This is a genomic window from Clavibacter zhangzhiyongii (assembly GCF_014775655.1).
Lineage (GTDB): Bacteria > Actinomycetota > Actinomycetes > Actinomycetales > Microbacteriaceae > Clavibacter > Clavibacter zhangzhiyongii.
Window position 1 is genome coordinate 629,688 of record NZ_CP061274.1, and the last position, 18,647, is coordinate 648,334.

Annotated in this window: 15 protein-coding genes; 2 read left to right on the forward strand and 13 right to left on the reverse strand. The window is 72.6% G+C overall.

Annotation, left to right across the window (positions count from 1 at the left end; translation table 11 throughout):
* Positions 1 to 11 precede the first annotated feature (11 nt).
* The 10 genes from H9X71_RS03205 to H9X71_RS03250 form a co-directional block, all read right to left on the reverse strand.
* A complete protein-coding gene (locus H9X71_RS03205) occupies positions 12 to 599 on the reverse strand; it encodes a YdcF family protein (RefSeq protein WP_191148296.1) in 588 nt (195 codons plus the stop codon).
* 154 nt (positions 600 to 753) lie between these two features.
* Positions 754 to 2,616, reverse strand: coding sequence for a DUF4012 domain-containing protein (locus tag H9X71_RS03210; RefSeq protein WP_191148297.1), 1,863 nt, complete (start codon positions 2,614 to 2,616; stop codon positions 754 to 756).
* Entirely contained in the window at positions 2,613 to 4,253 is a 1,641-nt protein-coding gene (locus H9X71_RS03215; protein ID WP_244961744.1) for an O-antigen polymerase, read from the reverse strand. The genes H9X71_RS03210 and H9X71_RS03215 overlap by 4 nt, the downstream gene beginning before the upstream one ends.
* Positions 4,254 to 4,279: 26 nt before the next feature.
* On the reverse strand, positions 4,280 to 5,329 hold the full coding sequence (locus H9X71_RS03220; RefSeq protein WP_191148299.1) for a polysaccharide pyruvyl transferase family protein: 1,050 nt from the start codon (positions 5,327 to 5,329) through the stop codon (positions 4,280 to 4,282).
* The gene (locus H9X71_RS03225) at positions 5,326 to 6,504 is read right to left on the reverse strand and encodes a polysaccharide transporter (protein ID WP_191148300.1); all 1,179 of its coding nucleotides are present in this window, start codon (positions 6,502 to 6,504) and stop codon (positions 5,326 to 5,328) included. The genes H9X71_RS03220 and H9X71_RS03225 overlap by 4 nt, the downstream gene beginning before the upstream one ends.
* The gene (locus tag H9X71_RS03230) at positions 6,501 to 7,547 is read right to left on the reverse strand and encodes a glycosyltransferase family 4 protein (RefSeq protein ID WP_244961746.1); all 1,047 of its coding nucleotides are present in this window, start codon (positions 7,545 to 7,547) and stop codon (positions 6,501 to 6,503) included. Before H9X71_RS03230 ends, H9X71_RS03225 begins: the two co-directional genes overlap by 4 nt.
* Positions 7,547 to 8,677, reverse strand: a complete 1,131-nt coding sequence (locus H9X71_RS03235) for a glycosyltransferase (RefSeq protein ID WP_191148301.1) — start codon at positions 8,675 to 8,677, stop codon at positions 7,547 to 7,549. Before H9X71_RS03235 ends, H9X71_RS03230 begins: the two co-directional genes overlap by 1 nt.
* Complete coding sequence (locus H9X71_RS03240; RefSeq protein WP_191148302.1) at positions 8,677 to 10,152, reverse strand: sugar transferase; 1,476 nt, start codon at positions 10,150 to 10,152, stop codon at positions 8,677 to 8,679. The genes H9X71_RS03235 and H9X71_RS03240 overlap by 1 nt, the downstream gene beginning before the upstream one ends.
* Before the next feature lie 89 nt (positions 10,153 to 10,241).
* Positions 10,242 to 10,961 (reverse strand): arsenate reductase/protein-tyrosine-phosphatase family protein, encoded by a 720-nt coding sequence (locus H9X71_RS03245; protein WP_191148303.1) that lies wholly within the window; start codon positions 10,959 to 10,961, stop codon positions 10,242 to 10,244.
* Between the two features lie 9 nt (positions 10,962 to 10,970).
* A complete protein-coding gene (locus H9X71_RS03250) occupies positions 10,971 to 12,383 on the reverse strand; it encodes a tyrosine-protein kinase domain-containing protein (RefSeq protein WP_043674145.1) in 1,413 nt (470 codons plus the stop codon).
* Positions 12,384 to 12,705: 322 nt separating this feature from the next.
* On the opposite strand from H9X71_RS03250, the gene H9X71_RS03255 reads away from it, so the two are divergent.
* Positions 12,706 to 14,862, forward strand: a complete 2,157-nt coding sequence (locus tag H9X71_RS03255; protein WP_244961748.1) for an acyltransferase family protein — start codon at positions 12,706 to 12,708, stop codon at positions 14,860 to 14,862.
* Between the two features lie 123 nt (positions 14,863 to 14,985).
* Entirely contained in the window at positions 14,986 to 15,417 is a 432-nt protein-coding gene (locus H9X71_RS03260) for a MepB family protein (RefSeq protein WP_191148305.1), read from the forward strand.
* Positions 15,418 to 15,467: 50 nt separating this feature from the next.
* Here H9X71_RS03260 and H9X71_RS03265 read toward each other — a convergent pair whose 3' ends face one another.
* From H9X71_RS03265 to H9X71_RS03275, 3 genes are all read right to left on the reverse strand, one after another.
* The gene (locus H9X71_RS03265) at positions 15,468 to 16,505 is read right to left on the reverse strand and encodes an acyltransferase family protein (RefSeq protein WP_191148306.1); all 1,038 of its coding nucleotides are present in this window, start codon (positions 16,503 to 16,505) and stop codon (positions 15,468 to 15,470) included.
* A gap of 91 nt (positions 16,506 to 16,596) precedes the next feature.
* Positions 16,597 to 17,313: an SGNH/GDSL hydrolase family protein gene (locus H9X71_RS03270; protein ID WP_191148307.1), complete on the reverse strand. Its 717-nt coding sequence runs from the start codon at positions 17,311 to 17,313 to the stop codon at positions 16,597 to 16,599.
* A 200-nt stretch (positions 17,314 to 17,513) separates the two neighbouring features.
* The gene (locus tag H9X71_RS03275; protein WP_191148308.1) at positions 17,514 to 18,566 is read right to left on the reverse strand and encodes an endonuclease/exonuclease/phosphatase family protein; all 1,053 of its coding nucleotides are present in this window, start codon (positions 18,564 to 18,566) and stop codon (positions 17,514 to 17,516) included.
* Positions 18,567 to 18,647: the final 81 nt, after the last annotated feature.

Sequence of the window (18,647 nt, forward strand, 5' to 3'; positions counted from 1 at the left end):
CGAGGATCCGGTCAGCAGCCGGGCGTGACGAGCGCCTTGAGGAAGGCGCCCGACTGGTACGTGTACTGCGAGACCCACTGGCGGAGGTCGAAGTCCACCGGGTCCTCGACCACCATGAGGTCGCCCTCGAAGCAGCGGTCGAAGATCAGCTGCGTGCGGGTCACGTGCGGGGTCCAGGTGATGACGATGGCGCTCGTCCACCCGTTCTCCTCGGACTTCTCCTTGAGGTAGCGCGCCTCGCCCTGCGTCGTGAAGGGCGACGGGGTGTCGCACGTGACGGGGTAGGGGAACTCGCCGTTGCAGGCGGCCAGCTCACCCGCGGACTGCGGGCCCGTGGTCGGCACGGAGAACACGACGGTGTCGGAGTAGCCCTCGTCCACGAGCTTCGCCGCGAGGTCGCGGCGGGTGGGGTTGGGCGGGCCGATCACGTAGATGACGTCGGCCTTGTCCGGCTGGCTCGCCGGCGGGAAGACGAAGAGCGGGAGCCCGGCGAGCAGCCACGCGAGCAGCAGCACGAACAGGGCCAGGAGGGTGCGCAGGATCCATCGACGTGCGCGACCCGACCGGCGGGGTGGTGTGGTGGCGGTGCTGGGTGTCAACGTGTGCTCTCGGCCTGGAGGATCCGCGGGGGCGGCGTGCGGGCATGCGGGGGCGGGTGCGTCCCCCGGCGGCTCGTCGAGCCTATGCGGGGCCGGCGGCGGCTGCTAAGCCCCCATCCGGGGCGGTGCTCCGCCGTGCGGGTGCGGCGGCGGGTCAGCCGCCCGTGGTGCAGGGGACCTGCGTGATCTCGGACTCCAGCGGCCGGACGAGGGGCGTGTGCCGCACCTCGAGCGGGCCGGCGTCGTCGGACGCGGGCATCGTGAAGGTGACCTCGACGGTCTTCGTGTCCTGCGGGGCGAGCTCGGTGCGGATGCGGATCATGCCGCGGCCCATGTCGGTGCCGCGCGCCTCCTCCGTGGTGAGGTCGGCCCCGGTCGACCAGTCCGTGACGGTGGACCCGACGGGCCCGTAGACGAGCAGGTCGTCGAACTGGCGGCCCTTCGCCTGGCCGTCGAGGCCCGTGACGTAGCGCGGCAGGCTCGTGGCGGCGTCGAGCGGGGCGATGCTCGTCATGTCGACGGCGACCCGGTACGTGGTGGTGCCGCCGCAGGTCTCGACCTCGATCCGGGAGCCGGAGCGCAGGTAGTAGCTCATCTTGGATCCCGAGCCGATGTCGTTGAAGAACAGGCCGATGGAGGTCGCGTCGGCGTTGTCGTCCGGCAGCGCGCCGCTCAGCGGCCCGTCCTCGATGAGGTCCTGCTCCGCGGGCACCGTGCTCCACATGAGGAGGCGGCGCTCGTCGATCGCTCGGTCGATGGCGGTGACCAGCGGCACGACCGGCGGGGTGTCGGTGACGAGCTTCGCGAAGATCGTGCTGGCCGCGCTCGCGAAGTAGCGGTCCTGCGCGAGGTAGTCGGGGTACTGGCCGTAGACCGCGCCGAGGAGGGTGGGCACCGCGTTCTCGGCGTTCAGCTCGTCGCCCGTCGCCAGCTCGATCGGCCCGGTCGCCTCCAGCAGGTAGCTGAGCGCGATGGGGTCGAACGAGAGCACGCCGTCGACCCGGTCGCCGATGTAGCGCTCCCAGTACGCCTTCGCGAGGGCGCCGGAGGTGGGGAAGTCGGGGAACATCGTGATGTTCTGCTCGAACCGGTCGGCGCGCGGCTCGACGAGGCGCACGGTCTCGTCGGGGATGTCGCCCTGGCGGACGTTCCGCGGGAAGTCGTTGCTCGATGCCTGCTTGGCGATCCGCACGCTGCCGTCCTCGACGGTCAGCAGCACGAGCGCGGCCGGGTTGCCGCCGGTGGAGCGGACCTCGGCGTTGTTCTGGAACATGAGCAGGTAGTTGCGCGAGCCGCCGGCGCCGAGGAGGTCGGGGAGGATCCCGGTGACCTCGCGGAAGGTGGCCGCGGTCGCGTCCGTGCTCGTGAGCGTCTCGTCCATCAGCTCGACGTCGTCGGCGACCTGCGCCCAGAGGCGGTCGCGGTCGACGGTCTCGAGCTCGGCGCGGGCGCCCGCGAGGCCGTCGGAGGCGGTCTGCACGGTCTGGCCGAGGGAGCGGATCCCGTCGAGGTCGATGCGGCCGAGCACGGGCGTGAAGGCGGAGAGCGAGACCTCGGTGGCGGGCGTGACGACGTCGGTCGCGAGCCGGTCGCTCGTGGCGGCCAGCACGCGCGCGGCGTGGAGGTTCGGGCCCACGAAGGGGACCCACTCGTAGGCGCCGAGCACGCCGTCGTCGGCGGCCTCGGCGGCCCGGGCGGTGTGCTCGCGGAGCTCGGCGGCGCCGGCCTTCGCGGTGTCGACGTCGCCGGCGAGGAGGGCGGTCTGCACCCGGTCGGAGAGCGGGAGCGCGTCGCGCAGCTCGCCCTGCACGGTGTCGACGCGGGGGAGGATCAGCGCGGCCGAGACGGCGACGGCGCCGACGGCGACGACCACCACGACGACGGGGATCCAGACGCGCTTGCGCCGCCAGGCGGAGCGGCGCGGGCGCGCGGCCTCGCGGTCGGTGCGGTCGGTGCGGCGGCCGCGGCCGTCGTCCGCGCCGTCGGACGGGGGGAACATGTCGTCGATGCGGGTCACCGCTCGGGGGTCCAGGTCACGGCCGGTCGTCCGGCCGGGAACGCCCGGCCGTTGCCGATCGCGGGGCGTGCCTCGTCGGCCGTGCCGGCGTCCGGGCCCGCGCCGACGAGCGCCCGCTCGCGCACGGCCGCGGTCGCGGTCTCGTCGGGCAGGGGCTCGGGCGCGCTGAGCGGGCCGGTGACCTGCTTGCGGGTGGAGGCGATCCAGAAGAACACCACGAGGATCACGAGCGACGCGATGCTCGTCGACATGCCCTGGTACGCGTCGCCGCGGATGAGGGAGAAGAGGTACGGGGTCACGACCACCGCGATGGCGGCGCCGAGGAGCCCGCGGCGGCGCATCCGTGCCCGGATGAACAGGCTCGCGACCAGGCCGAGGAGCGCGCCGACGGCGACGACCCCGGGGATGCCGAAGTTCGAGAAGGCCTCGCCGATGGCCGAGAGGCTGGTCTCGACGCGGTTGACGCCGTAGAACCGGGGCACGTACGTGGACGTGAACCACGTGTTGCCGCCGCCGAACGGCTTGTCCTCCCAGAGCCCGCGGGGGACGAACCAGGCGGGCACCGCGGCGTACGTGGCACCCCACTGGTACACGAAGTCGGGCAGCGACGCGACCTCGTTGAGGCGGATGAGCACGTCGAACGGGCGGGTCTCGATGCCGCTGGTGAGGCGGTCGAGGAGCACGCCGATCGGGTCCTGCGTGAGGCGGTCGAGCGAGCGGCCGTTGTCGAAGGTCGACTCGCGGATGACGATCGAGTAGACCATCGCGACCACGGCCGTGACGCCGCCGATGAGGGCGATGCTGCGGAAGCGGAAGGGCTTCGGGCCGACCTGCTTGAGGATGAGGAACGGCAGGAACACGCCGATGATGAGCGGGCCGCGGCCGCCGGCGGAACCGGCGCAGACCACGAGCACGACGACGGCGACCAGGTTGACCCAGTTCCAGGCCTCGAGGCCCTTCTGCCGGCGCGCGAGCACGTTGTAGACGATGGCGATCTGCACGGGGATGTACGAGAGGCCGATGAACGACTTGCCGGAGAGGAAGTCGCTCCGGTTCGCGAGCCCCGTCGTGTACGCCTGGATGCCGCCGGAGCTGAGCACGAGGAACACGAGGAGGCCGAGCGCGACGACGGCCGAGATGACCACGAGCGCCTGCGACACCGAGGTGTTGAAGACGCGCTGCCAGCGCACCTGGGCGTCGGGGTCGACGACCGCGGGGCCGCCGGCGAGGGCGTTCTGCTCGAGGGCCTTCGCGTCCTCGCCGCCGCGCGCGATGCGCCGGGCCTCGCGGGCCACCGAGTAGTAGTAGACGACGAAGAACGCCGAGAAGAAGATCAGCGCCTCGATGAGCGCCGAGCTCGCCGCGAGCTGCAGCGTGGGGGAGAAGAAGCGGGTGTCGGCGATGGCGCCCGGGCTCGTCTCGCCGCTGTTCGCGACGGTGAGCGGGCGGAGCACGAACAGCAGGAGGCCCGTGGCGGCGACGATGCCGCCGGGCGTCAGCGGGTCGCCGTTGGAGACGGTCTCCTTCACGAGCACGCCCACGAGCAGGACCGCGAGCACCGCGATCATGAAGGGGTAGGACAGCTCGTTGCCGAGCAGGGCCACGCCGCCGAGCGCGGCGAGGATGGTGAGGGCCACGGCGGCCGCGAAGACCGCCGGGGTGGCTAGGCGGTACGTCGGACCCATGAAGTCATCTCCTCGAATGCCGCGTCCAGGCGGGCGGTGGCTGCGACGAGAGCCGTCGCCGTGGTGGATGCGGTGCCGGCGTCGGCCGGCCCTGCGATGGCGGTGCGGACGGCCGCGTCGAAGGCGGGCTCCGACGGGATGCCGTACTCGGTCACGAACGCCCCGACCTTGGTGGCCCCGCCGACGGCCACCACGGGCGTCGTCAGCATCGTACCGAGGTACATCGCGTGCATGCGAGAGGCGACGACGACCTCGCGGTCGGCCATGATCTCGGCCGCGCGGCGCCAGCCGTGGTCGCCGGGCTCGGTGACCAGGCGCGCGCGGACCTCGGGGTGCAGCGCGCCCGCGTCGGAGTCGTCGCCCTGGTCCATCGACACGAAGGCGACCTCGCCGAAGCGCTCCTCGAGCGCCCGGACGTCCGCGAGCGCGACCTGCGGGGAGTGCTTCGCGTTGAGCGCGACGACGGCGCCGCGGCGGCGGTCGGCGGGCGCGGCCATGGTCGCGAGCTCGGGGGCGGCGAAGAGGCTGACGTCGGCGGCGACCTCCACGGGGAGCTTCGCGTACCCGGCGGCGCGGCCGGCGGACGCGGGGTCGCGGGTCCAGACGCGGGCGCCGTCGAGGCCCGCGCGGAGGGCGAGGCGCGCGCGGCGGCGGGTGACGGGATCCGCGCCCACGCCGAACACCGCGAGCGGCTTCCGGCTGGTGCGGGCGATGAGGCCCGTGACCGCCATGAGGCGGGGGAGGCCCGCGAACGGCCGGCCGGGCTGGTCGTCGGCGAGGAGCGTGCCGCCGCCGACGACGACCGCGTCGACCCCGCGCACGAGGCCCGCGAGGGCGCGGACGCCGGAGACGCGGGCGCGCTCCTCGGTGGAGTCGCGTCGGGCGGTCTGCCCGAAGTCGGCGACCAGGGTCTCGTGGCCGGCCCGGCGGAGGCGCTCCGAGAGCGCGTCGGTGAGGAAGGCGTCGCCGAGGTTCTGCGGGTGGCCGGACGCGAGCGTGCGGTCGGCGGAGACGATGAGGATCCTCATGCGTCCTCCTTCCTGCGGGTGCGGATGAGGAGCACGGCGATGGCGGCGCTCAGGACGAGCTCGGCGGCGAGGGTGACGCCGGCGAGGAGGGCGGGGCCGGCCGTGAGGCAGGCGACGAGCGTGAGGGCCACGGCGACGACGCCCGTGACGACGGTCGCGGTGAGCCGCACGCGGATGAGGCCGGAGCCCATCGCGTACGCCATGAGCGCGTAGTTGCCGAACTTCGGCGCGACCGAGAGGAGGACCACGAGGAAGATCGCCTGGTCGAAGGCGTCCCCGCCGAAGACCCGCTCGACGGGCTCGCGGATCAGCGCGAGGATGCCGGCGAGCACCAGGCCGCCGAGCGCGAACCGCCACCAGTAGGCGCGGGCGGGCCGGCCGGCGGCGCGGATGCGGGGGATCAGCTGCTGCGAGAGCGTGGCGGGCAGGACCTCGAGCGGCTGCACCACGCGGTAGGCGAGGGCGAGCGGCGTGACGGCGTCGACCCCGAGGATCGCGGTGCCGAGCACGAGGGGCGCCTGCGAGTAGAGCGCGCTGAGGGATCCGGAGAGGCCGAACTCGAGGATCTGCGGGAACACGCGCACGGGCTCGTCGCTCGTCGTCGCGAGGCCGCGGCGGACGGCGATCCACGTGCCCGCGGTGACGACGAGCGAGACGACGGGGAAGGCCAGCAGCACGAGGGCCTCGGGCACGAGCGCGGCGATCGCGAGCGGCACGGCCTTCAGCACGACGAGCGCGAGGTCGGGGAAGGCGTAGGAGGCGTCGCGGCGGCCCACCAGCAGGGGCGCGCGGATCGTGCGGGTGAGCGAGTCGAGCACCTGGCTGACGCCGAGCGCCACGAGCAGCAGCACGGCCTCGCCGGGGATCGACGAGGCGGCCGCGATCGTGAGCACCACCGCGACGGCCGCGCCCAGCGAGCCGAGGCCCGCGTGGAAGGCGACGGCGCGCGCGTGCACGCTCCGGGTGAGGCGCGTGCGCGGCAGCGACAGCAGGAAGTTGGCGGCGCCCGAGTCGGTGATGATCGCGAACGAGCTGAGCAGCGCGAAGCCGGTGACCAGCGCGTTCTGCGCCGAGCCCTCCGCCACGCGCGTGAGGACCACGAGCAGCACCAGCTGGAGCACGCGCGTGAGCCCCGCCGCGCCCGTGGGGAGCAGCAGCCCGAGACGACGGATCATCGCGTCCCGATGCTCTGGTAGGCGTCGTGCACGGTGCGCGCGCTGGTGCGCCAGTCGAAGCGCGAGCTGACGGCGCGGCGGATGCGCGCGGCCTCCTCCTCGCCGAGCGGCTCGGCCGCGGCGAGCCCGGCGAGCGCGGCCGTGATGGCGGCGGTGTCGGCGGGGGAGAAGTACGTCGCGTCGTCGCCGCAGATCCAGTGGAAGACGGGGATGTCGGAGACGGCGAGGCGGGCGCCCGCGACCATCGCCTCGACGAGCGGCAGGCCGAAGCCCTCCGCGAGGCTCGGGAACACCACGCCACGGGAGGCGGCGTACAGCACGGCGAGCTCGTCGTCGGTCACGTAGCCGGCGAGCTTGATGTCGTCCGACTCGGCCAGGTCGACATCGCCGAACACGGCGCTCTTCGCGCCCACGAGCACGAGCGGCGCGGCGGCGCGCGTCTCCGCGGGCAGCGCGAGGTAGGCCTCGGAGAGGCGCTTGAGGTTCTTGCGCGGATCCATGCTGCCGACCGCGAGCAGGTACCCGCCGTCGATGACGCCGAACTTGTCGAGCACCCGGGCCCGCTCCTCGGCGCCGCGCGGCTCGCCGAACACGGGGCTCGGCGCGTTGGGCGCCACGACGACGGGCGCGCTCGAGAGCCCGAGCTCGCGCACCTGCTCGGCGACGGGCTCGCTCACGGTGACGATGACGCGCGCGTCGCGCAGGTTCGCCTTGAGCAGCGGCACGTGGGTCACCACGTACTCGCGGCTGTACCACTCGGGGTTGGTGAGCACGAAGAGGTCGTGGACGACGACGATGTGGCGGCGGTGCACGAGCGGCGCGCGGCTGGTGAGCGACAGGAGCACGTCCTGGCGCGTGATCCACGGCAGGGTCGTCTGCACCCAGAGCCAGCTGCGGGCCCCGGACGACGCGATGCGCTCCGAGGGCGTAGCGCGCGTGACGCCCTGCTTGCCCGCGAGCGCGCGGGCGATCTCCACGGCGTAGCGCTGCTGCCCGGTGATCCGCTGCCCCGCGTAGGCCTCGTTGACGACGAGCCGGCGCATCAGGCGGCCGCCTCGTCGAGACGGGATCCGTCGTGGCGGACCCAGGAGCCGACGCGGCGCTCGAAGACGGACGCGTCGAAGTCGGCGGAGCGGCGGACGCTGTCGGCGGGGTCGAGCGCGGCGGCGCGCGCCACGGCGTCGCCGAGGTCGGCGCCCTCCCAGTCGTGCACGTGCACGCCCGTCACGCCGTCGACGACGCTCTCGGTCGCGCCGCCCACGTCGCTCACGAGCACGCGGGCGCCCGCGGCCATGGCCTCGACGGGCATGATCCCGAAGTCCTCGACCGCGGGGAACACGTAGGCGAGCGAGCGCTGGTAGAGCGTGTAGAGGAGCGCGTCCGACGGGCGGGGGATCACGGTCACGGGCACGCGGGCGGCCCGGGCCTGCGCCTGCAGCTCGTCGGCGAGCGGGCCGGATCCGGCGAGCACGACGGGCACGTCGGCCGCCTCGCCCGCGCGGATCGCGAGGTCGAGGCGCTTGTACGGCACGAAGCGGCTGGCGCCGAGGAGGAACGACTCCGGCAGCGACGCGGCCAGGGCGGCGTCGGATCCGGTGAGGGCGTCCTCCCAGGAGGCGGTCGCGCGGATCGCGGTCGCGTCGACGGGCGGGTGGATCACGCGCGCGTCGACGTCCCACGCGGTGCGGATGCGCGCCTGCACGAACGCGCTGTTGGCCGCGAAGTCGGCGTGCGACGCCTGCGCGCGCCGGCGGTCGAGCGCGCGGAGCGGGGGAGCGGCGGCCTTCACGAGCGGGTTGGCGCCCCGCTGGTCGAGGTCCGGGGTCCAGAGGTAGCGCGCGGGGCTGTGCACGTAGACGTGCTGCCGGGTCGCGTGGTCGCCGTGGCCGAGGTGGTGCGCGAACAGGTGCGAGCTCGAGAGCGTCCACTCGTAGGCGTCGAGGTCGAGCGAGCTCCAGGTGAGGGGCATGAACGGCAGCGCGAGGGGCTTCTTCCGGCGCAGCGGCGTGCGGGCGATCCAGCTCTCGCGCACCGGGCGGTCGCCGTAGCGGCCCGGGTCGTCGTTCCAGAGCGTGAAGAGGTCGGCGTCGGGGAAGGCGTGCGCGAACGCGTCGAAGACCTTCTCGGATCCGCCGGACTTCTCGATCCACTCCTGGACCAGCAGCCCGCCCATCAGACGGCCCCGTCCGCGCCGAAGACGGCCTTGAACGTGCGCGCCAGGATGATGATGTCGCCCGTGAGGGACCAGTTCTCCACGTAGTAGAGGTCGAGGCGGATGGCGTCCTCCCACGAGAGCGACGAGCGGCCGGAGACCTGCCAGAGGCCGGACATGCCGGGCTTGATGAGCAGGCGGCGGCGGGCGGCGCTGTCGTACAGCGCGACCTCGCCCTCGCGCTGCGGGCGCGGGCCGATGAGGCTCATGGACCCGAGCAGCACGTTGAGGAACTGCGGCAGCTCGTCGAGCGAGTACCGGCGGAGGACGCCGCCCACCTTCGTGATGCGCGGGTCGTCCGTGACCTTGAACAGCGGGGTGTCCGCCGTGCCCTGCTGCTCGAGCAGCGCGAAGAGCTCCGCGTCGGCGTTCATGCGCATGGAGCGGAACTTGAGCATGTGGAACGGCTCGCCGTTCAGGCCGATGCGCTCCTGCTTGTAGAAGACGTCGCCCTTGCTCGTGGCCTTGATGAGGATCGCGAGGATCAGGAACACGGGGCTGAGCACGACGAGCGTGATGCCGGAGACGACGATGTCGAACAGGCGCTTGGAGAGCAGCTTCCGGCCCTCGAAGCGCGGCGTCTCCACGTGGATGAGGGGGAGGCCGGCCACCGGGCGGGTGTGGATGCGCGGGCCGCCGATGTCGGTGAGGCCGGGCGCCATGACGAGGTGGTGGCGGCCGGGCTCGAGCGACCAGCTGAGCTCGCGGATCCGCTCGGGCGGCAGCTCGTCGCTCGAGGTGAGCACGAGGGTGTCGGCGCCGAGGCGCTCGAGCTGCGCGAGCACGTCGTCGGCGTCGCCGACCACGGGCACGTCGAGGCCCGGCAGGCGCGACGGCCGCGCGTCGCCCGTGAGGCACGCGCCGACCACGCGGTAGCCGGCCTTGGGGGCGCGGGCGAGGGTGGTGGCCGTGTGCGTGGCGCTCTCGAGGGAGCCGACCAGGAGGATCAGCGACGAGAACTCGCCGCGGCGGCGCTGGGCGGAGAGCCACACGCGCCAGAGCGCGCGCGACAGGAGCAGCAGCACGAGGCCGAGCGGCAAGCCGGTGACGATGTAGCCGCGCGCCAGGTCGATCTTCACGAGGAAGGCGACGATCGCGATGATCCCGAACAGCCGCAGCGTCGCGTCGGCGACCTGCTTGTACTCCTGCGTGCCGGTGCCGACGATGCGGTAGTCGCGCGTGCTGTAGACGCTCAGCACGAACAGCCACGCGAGGATCAGCACGACCGAGACCATCGTGTACGTCACCGCCACGTCCGGCGCGTTGCCGCCGAGGTCGACCGTGCCGGCGGTCGTGCCGAACCACAGGAACTGGACCCCGAAGGTCGTGAGCACGATGACGACGGCGTCGCTCAGCGCGAGCCGCCGGGCGTAGACGACCCGCCAGCGCGAGCCCTCCTGGGCCTCGTCCGTGCGTCGTGTCTGTTGCGTGTCCACTGGTCCCCCGGGGCAGGCGGCTCCGATCGGGAGCCGGCGGTGTCTGGATGGAGCGGGTTGCGCTCGCGTGTGCGGTGGCGGGTGGGCGGTCAGCCCCGGGTGCGGGGCGCGTCCGTGCGGGTCACGGCCCGCACCGACTCGAGCACCGACTCGATCGCACGTCCGGCCTGCTCCCCCGAGGCGTCGTACGTGCTCTGCGAGCGGCGGTACGGGTCGACCACGTCGTAGTCGTCCTCGTGCGCGGGCGGCAGGGTGACCCCCCGCTGCGCCGCGATGAGCGGGATGAGCGCCCGCAGCTGCGCCGGCACGTCGCCGTCGCACGCGATGTGCTTCTCGTCCCCGCTCACCTCGACGAGGTGCTCGAACAGCGCCGCGAACTCGCGGAGCGTGAAGGTGAAGCGGTTGGCGCGCGGCACCGAGCGCACGACGGCGCTGCGGTGCTCGCGGGCCATCGTGAGCACGAGGTCCGTGCCCTGGATGATGCCGGGCGTGAGGAACCGCGCCTGGTGCTCGCTCGGGTCGCCGCCGTAGCGGACGGACAGCTCGGCCGCCTGCTCCGGCATGCGCTGCCCCTCGGCCGCGATCGTGCCGGCGCTCGCGAAGCGCACGACCGAGTCGGCCTCCGCGGCGTGCCCGCCGAAGATCGCGCGGACCCGCGCCCGGAGCACCTGCTCGGCGAGGGGCGAGCGGCAGATGTTGCCCGAGCAGACGAACAGGACGCGGAACGAGCCGTCGTCGACGCTCTCGGCGGGTGCGTCGCCGAGGGCCGCGCGTGCGGCCCTGCGGCTCGTGGGGGGGAGTTCCGACATGGAGGGGAGCTACGCCTTGATCTTCTCGATGGGCGCCTTGGTCTTCTGGCCGTCCTCGTCCTCCGTGTACCCGTACCCGTAGCCGTAGTGGCCGTAGCCGTACGCGTCCGGGCCCTTGGTGGGGAGCATGGTGATGACGAGGCCGAGCACGTCCGCGCCCACGTTGGTGAGGTTGGCGATGGCGCTTTTCAGCTGGGTGCGGTGCGTGCGGCCCGCGGCGACGACGACGATCGCGCCGCCGGCGTTCTTGGACAGGATCGCGGCGTCCGTGACGGGCAGCAGCGGCGGGGCGTCGATGAGCACCACGTCGTAGCGCGCCTCGAGGTCCTGCAGCAGGCGGGCCATGCCCTGCGAGCCGAGGAGCTCCGACGGGTTCGGCGGGATCTGGCCGGCGGGGAGGATCGAGAGCATGCCCGAGCCCCAGGGCTGGATGACGTCCTCGATCTCGGCGCGGCCGATGAGGATGTCGGTCAGGCCCACGGCGCCCTCGAGGCCCATGTAGGACGCGAGGCGCGGGCGGCGGAGGTCGGCGTCGATGAGGACGACCTTGATGCCGGAGTCGGCCAGGGCCAGCGCGAGGTTCGAGCTGGTGGTCGACTTGCCCTCGCCCTGGATGGAGGAGGTGATGACGAAGCTGCGCGAGCGGCCGCCGAACTCCAGGAACTGGAGGTTCGTGCGGAGGCTGCGGAAGGACTCGGCGCGGGGGCTCCGCGGGTCGTCCTGGACGATGAGCGGGCGCTCGGTCGCCTTCGGGTCGTACGCGATGCCGCCGAGGATGGGCTTCGTCGTGACGAGCTCGACGTCGCGCTCCCCGCGGATGCGGTTGTCGAGCGTCTCGCGGAGGAGGCTGACGCCCACGCCGATGAGGAGGCCGATGAGCGCGCCGACGATGATGTTGACGGGCAGGTTGGGCGAGGACGGCGACTCGGGGATCTCCGCCTGCTCGAGCTGCGTGATCTGCACCTGCGGCGTGCCCTCGATGGTCTCGGGGACGAGCGTGCCGACGACCGTGGTGAGGCTGGCGCCGATGGCGTCCGCGAGCGTCGCGGCGTCCTGGCGGCTCTGGTCCTTGACCGTGATGTCGATGATCGTCGTGTCGAGCGGCGCGGAGGCGCGGACCGACTCGGCGAGCTCGCGCGACGTGATGTCGAGGCCGAACTGGTCGATGACGGGCTGGAGCACGGCGCGGGTCGTGACGACGTCCGCGTAGCTCTTCACCGCCTGCTGGGTGAAGTTGTTGCCCTGCTGGAGCTCCTGGACGTTGCCGGAGCTGCTCGGCGCGACGAACATCTTCGTCGAGGCCTCGTACTCGGGAGTCTGGAGGAGGGAGAAGGCCGCTGCTGCGCCGACGCCCACCAGGAGCGTCAGGATGATCAGCACCGCGCCCCTCCGCAGCATCCGAATGAAGTCACGGAGCGCCATGATGTAGAACCCTTCCCCAAAAACTGACAGGCGCGGAGTGTCCGCATACGTGGGATATCCACAGCCTCGGCTGTCTATCATCACACAGCTCATGAGCGCCGCAGGCAGCCTTGAACGCCCCCGTCCGGGGCATGGTAGGCCCTCTCACGCCCTGTTAGGGTCGCTCAGACAGCAGTGCTGCACGGCGGTACACGAGTGAGTAGGGACCTGGGCCATGAGCTCGCAGACATTTCGCCGGGGTACGCCCGCGCTCCCGGACCCTTCGGAGCTGCGCTCCGCTCCAGGTGACAAGAACCCGCCATCCGAGGGGGATTCGCCCACGGTGAACCGCGGGTTCCGGCCCGACGTCGAGGGCCTCCGCGCGCTCGCCGTGGTCGCCGTCATCGTCGACCACCTCTTCGACTGGCCCTCCGGCGGCTTCGTCGGCGTCGACGTCTTCTTCGTCATCAGCGGCTTCCTCATCACGGGGCTGCTGCTGAAGGAGTACGAGCGCACGAAGACGATCTCGTTCCTCGACTTCTACAAGCGCCGCGTCCGCCGCATCATGCCGGCCGCGCTGCTCGTGCTCGTCGTCACGACGGCCGTGTCGTTCCTCGTCTTCAACGTGATCCGCGCCCAGGCCAGCCTCTGGGACGCCGTCTGGTCCGCCCTGTTCGTCTCGAACTGGCACTTCGCCAGCGCCGGCACCGACTACTTCGCGTCCGACGGGCCGATCTCGCCGTTCCGCCACTACTGGTCGCTCTCGGTCGAGGAGCAGTTCTACCTCGTCTGGCCCGTGCTGATGGTCCTCGTGATCGCGCTCGTGCGCCGCCGCACCCCGAAGAACCGCACCGCGCGCGCCCGCCTCCTGCCCGTCTACATGGGCATCGCCGTCGGCGTCCTCATCGTCGCGTCGCTGGCGTGGGGCTTCTACGAGACCTCGGCCCGCCCGACGGTCGCGTACTTCTCCACCTTCTCCCGCGCCTGGGAGCTCGGCATCGGCGCGCTGCTGGCGATCTTCGCCGCGCGCCTCGCCACGCTGCCCGCCGCGCTCCGCCCGGTGCTCGGCTACGTCGGCATCGCGGGCATCGTCGTCTCGTTCTTCGTCATCGCGGGCGACCTCGCGTTCCCCGTGCCGTCGGCGCTGCTGCCGGTCCTCTCGACCGCGCTGGTCATCGCCTCGGGCATCGGCGGCGTCTCGAAGGCCATGGTGCCGATCACGAACCCGGTCACCACCTACATCGGGCGCCTGTCGTTCTCGCTGTACCTCTGGCACTTCCCGGTGATCATCCTGCTCGACTCCGTGATCCGCGACCGCACCGTCTACTACGCGGCCGCCATCGGCGCGACGCTCGTGCTCGCGATCGCCTCCTTCCACCTCGTCGAGGACCCGATCCGCCGCTCCAGCTGGCTCGACCCGAAGAAGGCCGGCCGCCGGTCCTCCGCCGTGCAGCTGAAGATGACCGTCGCGGCGCTGTCCGTGGTCGCGGTCGCCGTGGTGGGCGTCGTCGCCGTGGCCGTCGTCCGCGACGAGCCCGGCACGGACAGCCAGCTCGCGACCTCCCCGACGGCGGGACCCCCCGGCGGCACCGAGTCCACGGGCCAGGCGCTCCAGGTCCGGAGCGAGCAGGTCACGGCGGCCCTGGCTGCCGACGAGTGGCCGGCGCTGGATCCCGCCGTCGAGTCCTTCGGCGACTTCGGCCGCGACGTCATCGCGCCCGAGTGGGCGAAGGACGGCTGCCTCGGCGGCGACCTCGCCGACGAGAAGGACGCGATCCGGAACACCGAGCACTGCACCTACGGGAACCAGGGCGCCGGTGCCGACAAGACCGCGGTCATCTTCGGCGACTCCCTCGCGATCAGCTACGCGCCCATGCTGCGCGCGAGCCTCGGCGAGGAGTGGAAGGTGCGCGTGCTCACCATGGCCCGCTGCCCCGCCTCCACCGTCACGAGCATCGACACCGACGGATCCGAGTACACGGAGTGCACCGACTTCCGCAACTGGGCCCTCGGCGAGATGAACGCCACGAAGCCCGCGCTGGTGCTCATGAGCGAGGCCGTCGACAACTCCTACCTGTCGAGCAAGGCCGTGGGCGGCGCCGCCGACCGCGAGTGGCAGGACGGCGCGCTCACCACCATGAACAGCCTGAAGACGGCCGCGGCGAACGTCATCGTCCTGTCCCGTCCGCCGGCGGCGACCGCGCTCGTGGAGTGCAAGACGCCGACCAGCTCGCCGAACGACTGCCGCGCCGAGGTGTCGCCGTCCTTCATCAGCCACGCGCGCACCATGGCCGCGGCCGCCGAGGAGGTCGGGGCGCCGGTGCAGTTCATCAACACGCAGGGCTGGTTCTGCAGCCAGGGCAACTGCCCGGCGTTCGTGAACGGGATCCCCGTGCGCGGCGACACGTCGCACCTCACGGCCCGCCAGTCGCAGGACCTCGCGCCGATCATGTCCGACGTCCTCGCGCCGCTCGGCATCGTCGCCCCCGCGGCCGGCTGACCCCGCACCACCGCACGCCACGACGGGCGCTCCTCCTTCACGGGAGGGGCGCCCGTCGTCGTGCGGGGTGCGGGCTCCGACCGCCGCGGCCGCGCGACGCATTCGGGGCGGTAGCGTGGCCGGGTGCCGTTCCCCGCCTTCGCGACCTACGCGGCCGCGGTGAGGGTGACGGGCGAGGTGACCCCGGAGACCCAGGACGGGGAGTACGAGTCGGGCATCGCCCGGATCGACGGCGAGGCGTGGCACATCCGCACGGCACGGAACACGCGGACCAAGTCGGACGCGTTCACGGCCTTCTGGCGGCGTGCCGAGGACGGCACGACGATGCCGTTCGGCGACGACGATCCCGCCCGCGGCCTGCTCGTGTTCGTGGCGCACCAGGACGGGCGCGGTGCGTTCCGGTTCACACGCGCGCATCTCGCCGATCTCGGGATCACGTCCAGGAGGAAGCCGGGCAAGCGCGGCTTCCGCGTCTACCCGAGCTGGTGCACCGGGCTGAACGCCCAGGCCACGGTCACGCAGCGCGCCCAGGCGCCCGCCTTCACGGAGCACTGACGCTCCGCCGCCGGCCGCCGGGCGCCGGGCGCCGGGCGCCAGGCGCCGGGCTAGTGCCGCGGGCCCTTGTCCGCCGCCGCGCGGCTGGTGAGGCGCCGGGCGACGCCGATGAACGGCACCTCCACGAAGCGGTGCACGAGCCAGGAGACGACGAGGGTCACGGCGATCGCCGCGATCACGCGCGCGATGCCCTCCGGCACGTCGACGGCGCGCATCACGCGGTAGGCGAGCGGGTGCAGCAGGTACGCGGCGTACGAGATCGCGCCGAGCCAGATGAGCACCCGCGAGTGCGCGGCCCGCCGCGAGGCGTAGAAGGCGAAGAAGAGGCCGAGGCCCAGGAGGAACGACACGGAGTAGTCGAAGGGCGGCCACGTGGCGTCCTGCCCGCCGTTGAGGTACGTGAACAGCGGCACCCCCACGACGCCGGCGACGAGGAGTCCCCGCCAGGCGGTGGATCCGTCGCGGTCGCGCAGGTGGATCGCGTGCCCGAGCGAGGCCGTGTAGAGCAGCAGCGGCAGCGTCCACGGCAGCTCGCGCTCGAGCACCCGGCCGGCGATCGCGGCGGCGACGAAGCCGGCGAGCCAGACGTAGCCCATCACGACGCTGCGGTCGAGCCGGCCGATGAGCTTGGCGACGAGCGACTGGCCGTAGAAGATCAGCTCGATGCCGAGGGTCCAGGCCGTCGGCACGATCGTGTAGATGCCCACGGCGCCCTGCACCATGAGCACGTTGGCCATGATCGTCAGCGGCCCGCCGAGCTCGCCCTCGCCCGTCGTCGCGACCCACAGCATCATGAGGCCGAGCACGAGCCAGTAGAGGGGGAAGAGCCGGTACAGGCGGCGCACGAGGAACGTGCGGGTGTCCTGGCGCTGCAGGCTCAGGGGGATCACGTAGCCGCTGACGAGGAAGAACGCGACGACGCCCACGCGCCCGGCGTCCACCCACTGGCGGCTGAAGTCCTCGAACGCCGGGTACTCCGCCGCGATCAGGTGCTGCAGCACCACGATGAACGACGCGACGCCGCGGACCGCCTCGAGGAACTCGATCTTCCGACCGGTCTCGCTCTTCACTGTCACGGTGCTGGTCACGCGGGGGCTCCTCTGGTGCGGGCGCGACGCTCCGGACGCACCGCTTCGACCCTATCCGCCGGGTACTCGGCGGGAGGGCGGGGGGATGCCCCTACTTCTGGGCGGCCGGGTCGTCGAGGACCTCGGTGCGCACGTACTTGCGCACCTCAGCGCCCATGAGCTTGTAGCCGGTCATGTTCGTGTGGATCCCGTCCCGGAAGAACTCTGAGCGCCACTTCATGTCCTTGTTCGTGAGGTTCACCCACGGGTCGAAGTAGTGGAAGCCCTGCGCGTCGGCGAACTCCTCGAGGTGCGCGTTCACCTGCGGCGGCGTCTCGGGCGAGGCGTTCTGCGGCGGGATCCCGAGGATCACGGTCTCCTTCGGCGCGAGCTTCTCGACCGTCTGGAGGATGTCGGTGTCGAGCTGCGTGTCGGGCACGCCCGCGAGCCGGTTGTTGGTGCCGATCATGATCAGCGCCACGTCGACGTCCTCCACGGTCGGCGTGTTCGCCGCCATGAAGGTGCTGGTCGCGCCGTCGTTGCCCCAGCCGCCCGCGAAGGTCAGCGGGTCGCCGACGACGTAGTCGACGTAGGCCATGCCCTGGTCGATGCCCTGGGGGAGCGTGCCGACGAAGCCGTTCGTGTTCGAGTCGCCCATGACGACGATGCGCACCAGGTCCTCCGGCGCGGTCGAGGCCGACGCGCTGGGCTCGGGTGCGCCCTCGGTCGCGGTGGGCGTGGGCTGCGGGTTCCCGCTGGTGCACCCGGCGAGCAGGAGGACGGCGGCGAGGGCGCTGACGGCGCCCCGGGCCATGCGACGTGCGGGCATAGGTGTGACATCCGATCGTGGTGGGGTCCGCGGCAGCGGCGAGCCGGTGACCCCGTCAGCCGCTGCGATCACGGGGTCGCTCGGAAACCATTGTGGCATGCGGTATCCGTCGGCCCTGAGGCGGCGTGGCGCGCCGCGGATCGACGGCGCGCGAGGGCCCCGTTGCGTGCATCACGCAACGGGGCCCGGGATCGTGCGGATCAGGCGGTGCGCGCGAGGCGGACGAGCGCCTGCACGGCGGCGTGATCCGAGGGGGAGCGACCCTCGAACGTGTAGGGGTTGATGGCCGAGTCGACCACCTCGACGCCGTCGCCCGCGAGGATCCAGTCGATGCGCTCGCCCTCGGGCACCGGAGCGCCGTACGCCGTGAACGTGCCGATGCCGGGGGTCGCGCGGTGCGCGGCCGTGGTCCAGGTGTCGGCGAGGCCCGCGTCGCGCGTGAGGATGTCGTACGCCGCCGACTCCTCGGCCGGCGCGTTGAAGTCGCCCGTCACGACGACGGGGGCACCGGAGGCGACCTCCTGCAGCCGCTCGGAGATGAGGTCGGCGCTCTTGGTGCGCGCCAGCTCGGACTCGTGGTCGAGGTGCGTGTTGAGGTGCACGAACTCGGCGCCGCTGCGGCGGTCGCGGAAGCGCGCCCACGTCGCGATGCGCGTGGTCGAGCAGCCCCACGAGCGGGATCCGATGAGCTCCGGCAGGTCGGACAGCCAGAACTGGTCCCACGCGACCACGTCGAGGCGGCGCTCGTCGTAGAAGATGGCGCTGTACTCCCCGCCGGACCCGCCGTCGCGGCCGTAGCCGAGCATGCGGTGGTGGGGGAGCGCCCGGGCGATGGCGGGCAGCTGGGCCGAGAGGGCCTCCTGCACGCCGAGGACGGTGGGCTGCTCGAGCTGGAGGAAGCGGGTGAGCACGGGCTCGCGGTCGGCCCAGTGGTCGGGGTCGCCCGGCTCGGTGGAGGCGCGGGCCAGGCGAATGTTGCACGTCATCACGTGCACGAGGTCGCCCTCGGCGGAGCCGATGGTCGCCTGCTGGGGCGGGGCGGGAGCGACGCGGGTCGCTGCCGCCGGACGAGACGGAGGGGGGTCGGCCTCCGCGGAGCCGTCCGGCCCGTCGGTCGTGGTGGTCGTCTCGTCCGCACGCGGTCGCTCGAGGAGCGCCGTGCCGGAACCGCGGGTGGGGCGCCCGACGCCCGGATCCGATGATCCGGCACCGTCGAACAGGTCGCGTCGGCTGAATCCGCCGCTCGCCATCATGGAGTTCTCCTCGGGTCGCACGTGTCTCGCATGATCAGCCTGCGCGTGCGCGCCCCGGAGGGCACCCAACGGCGTGTGGCG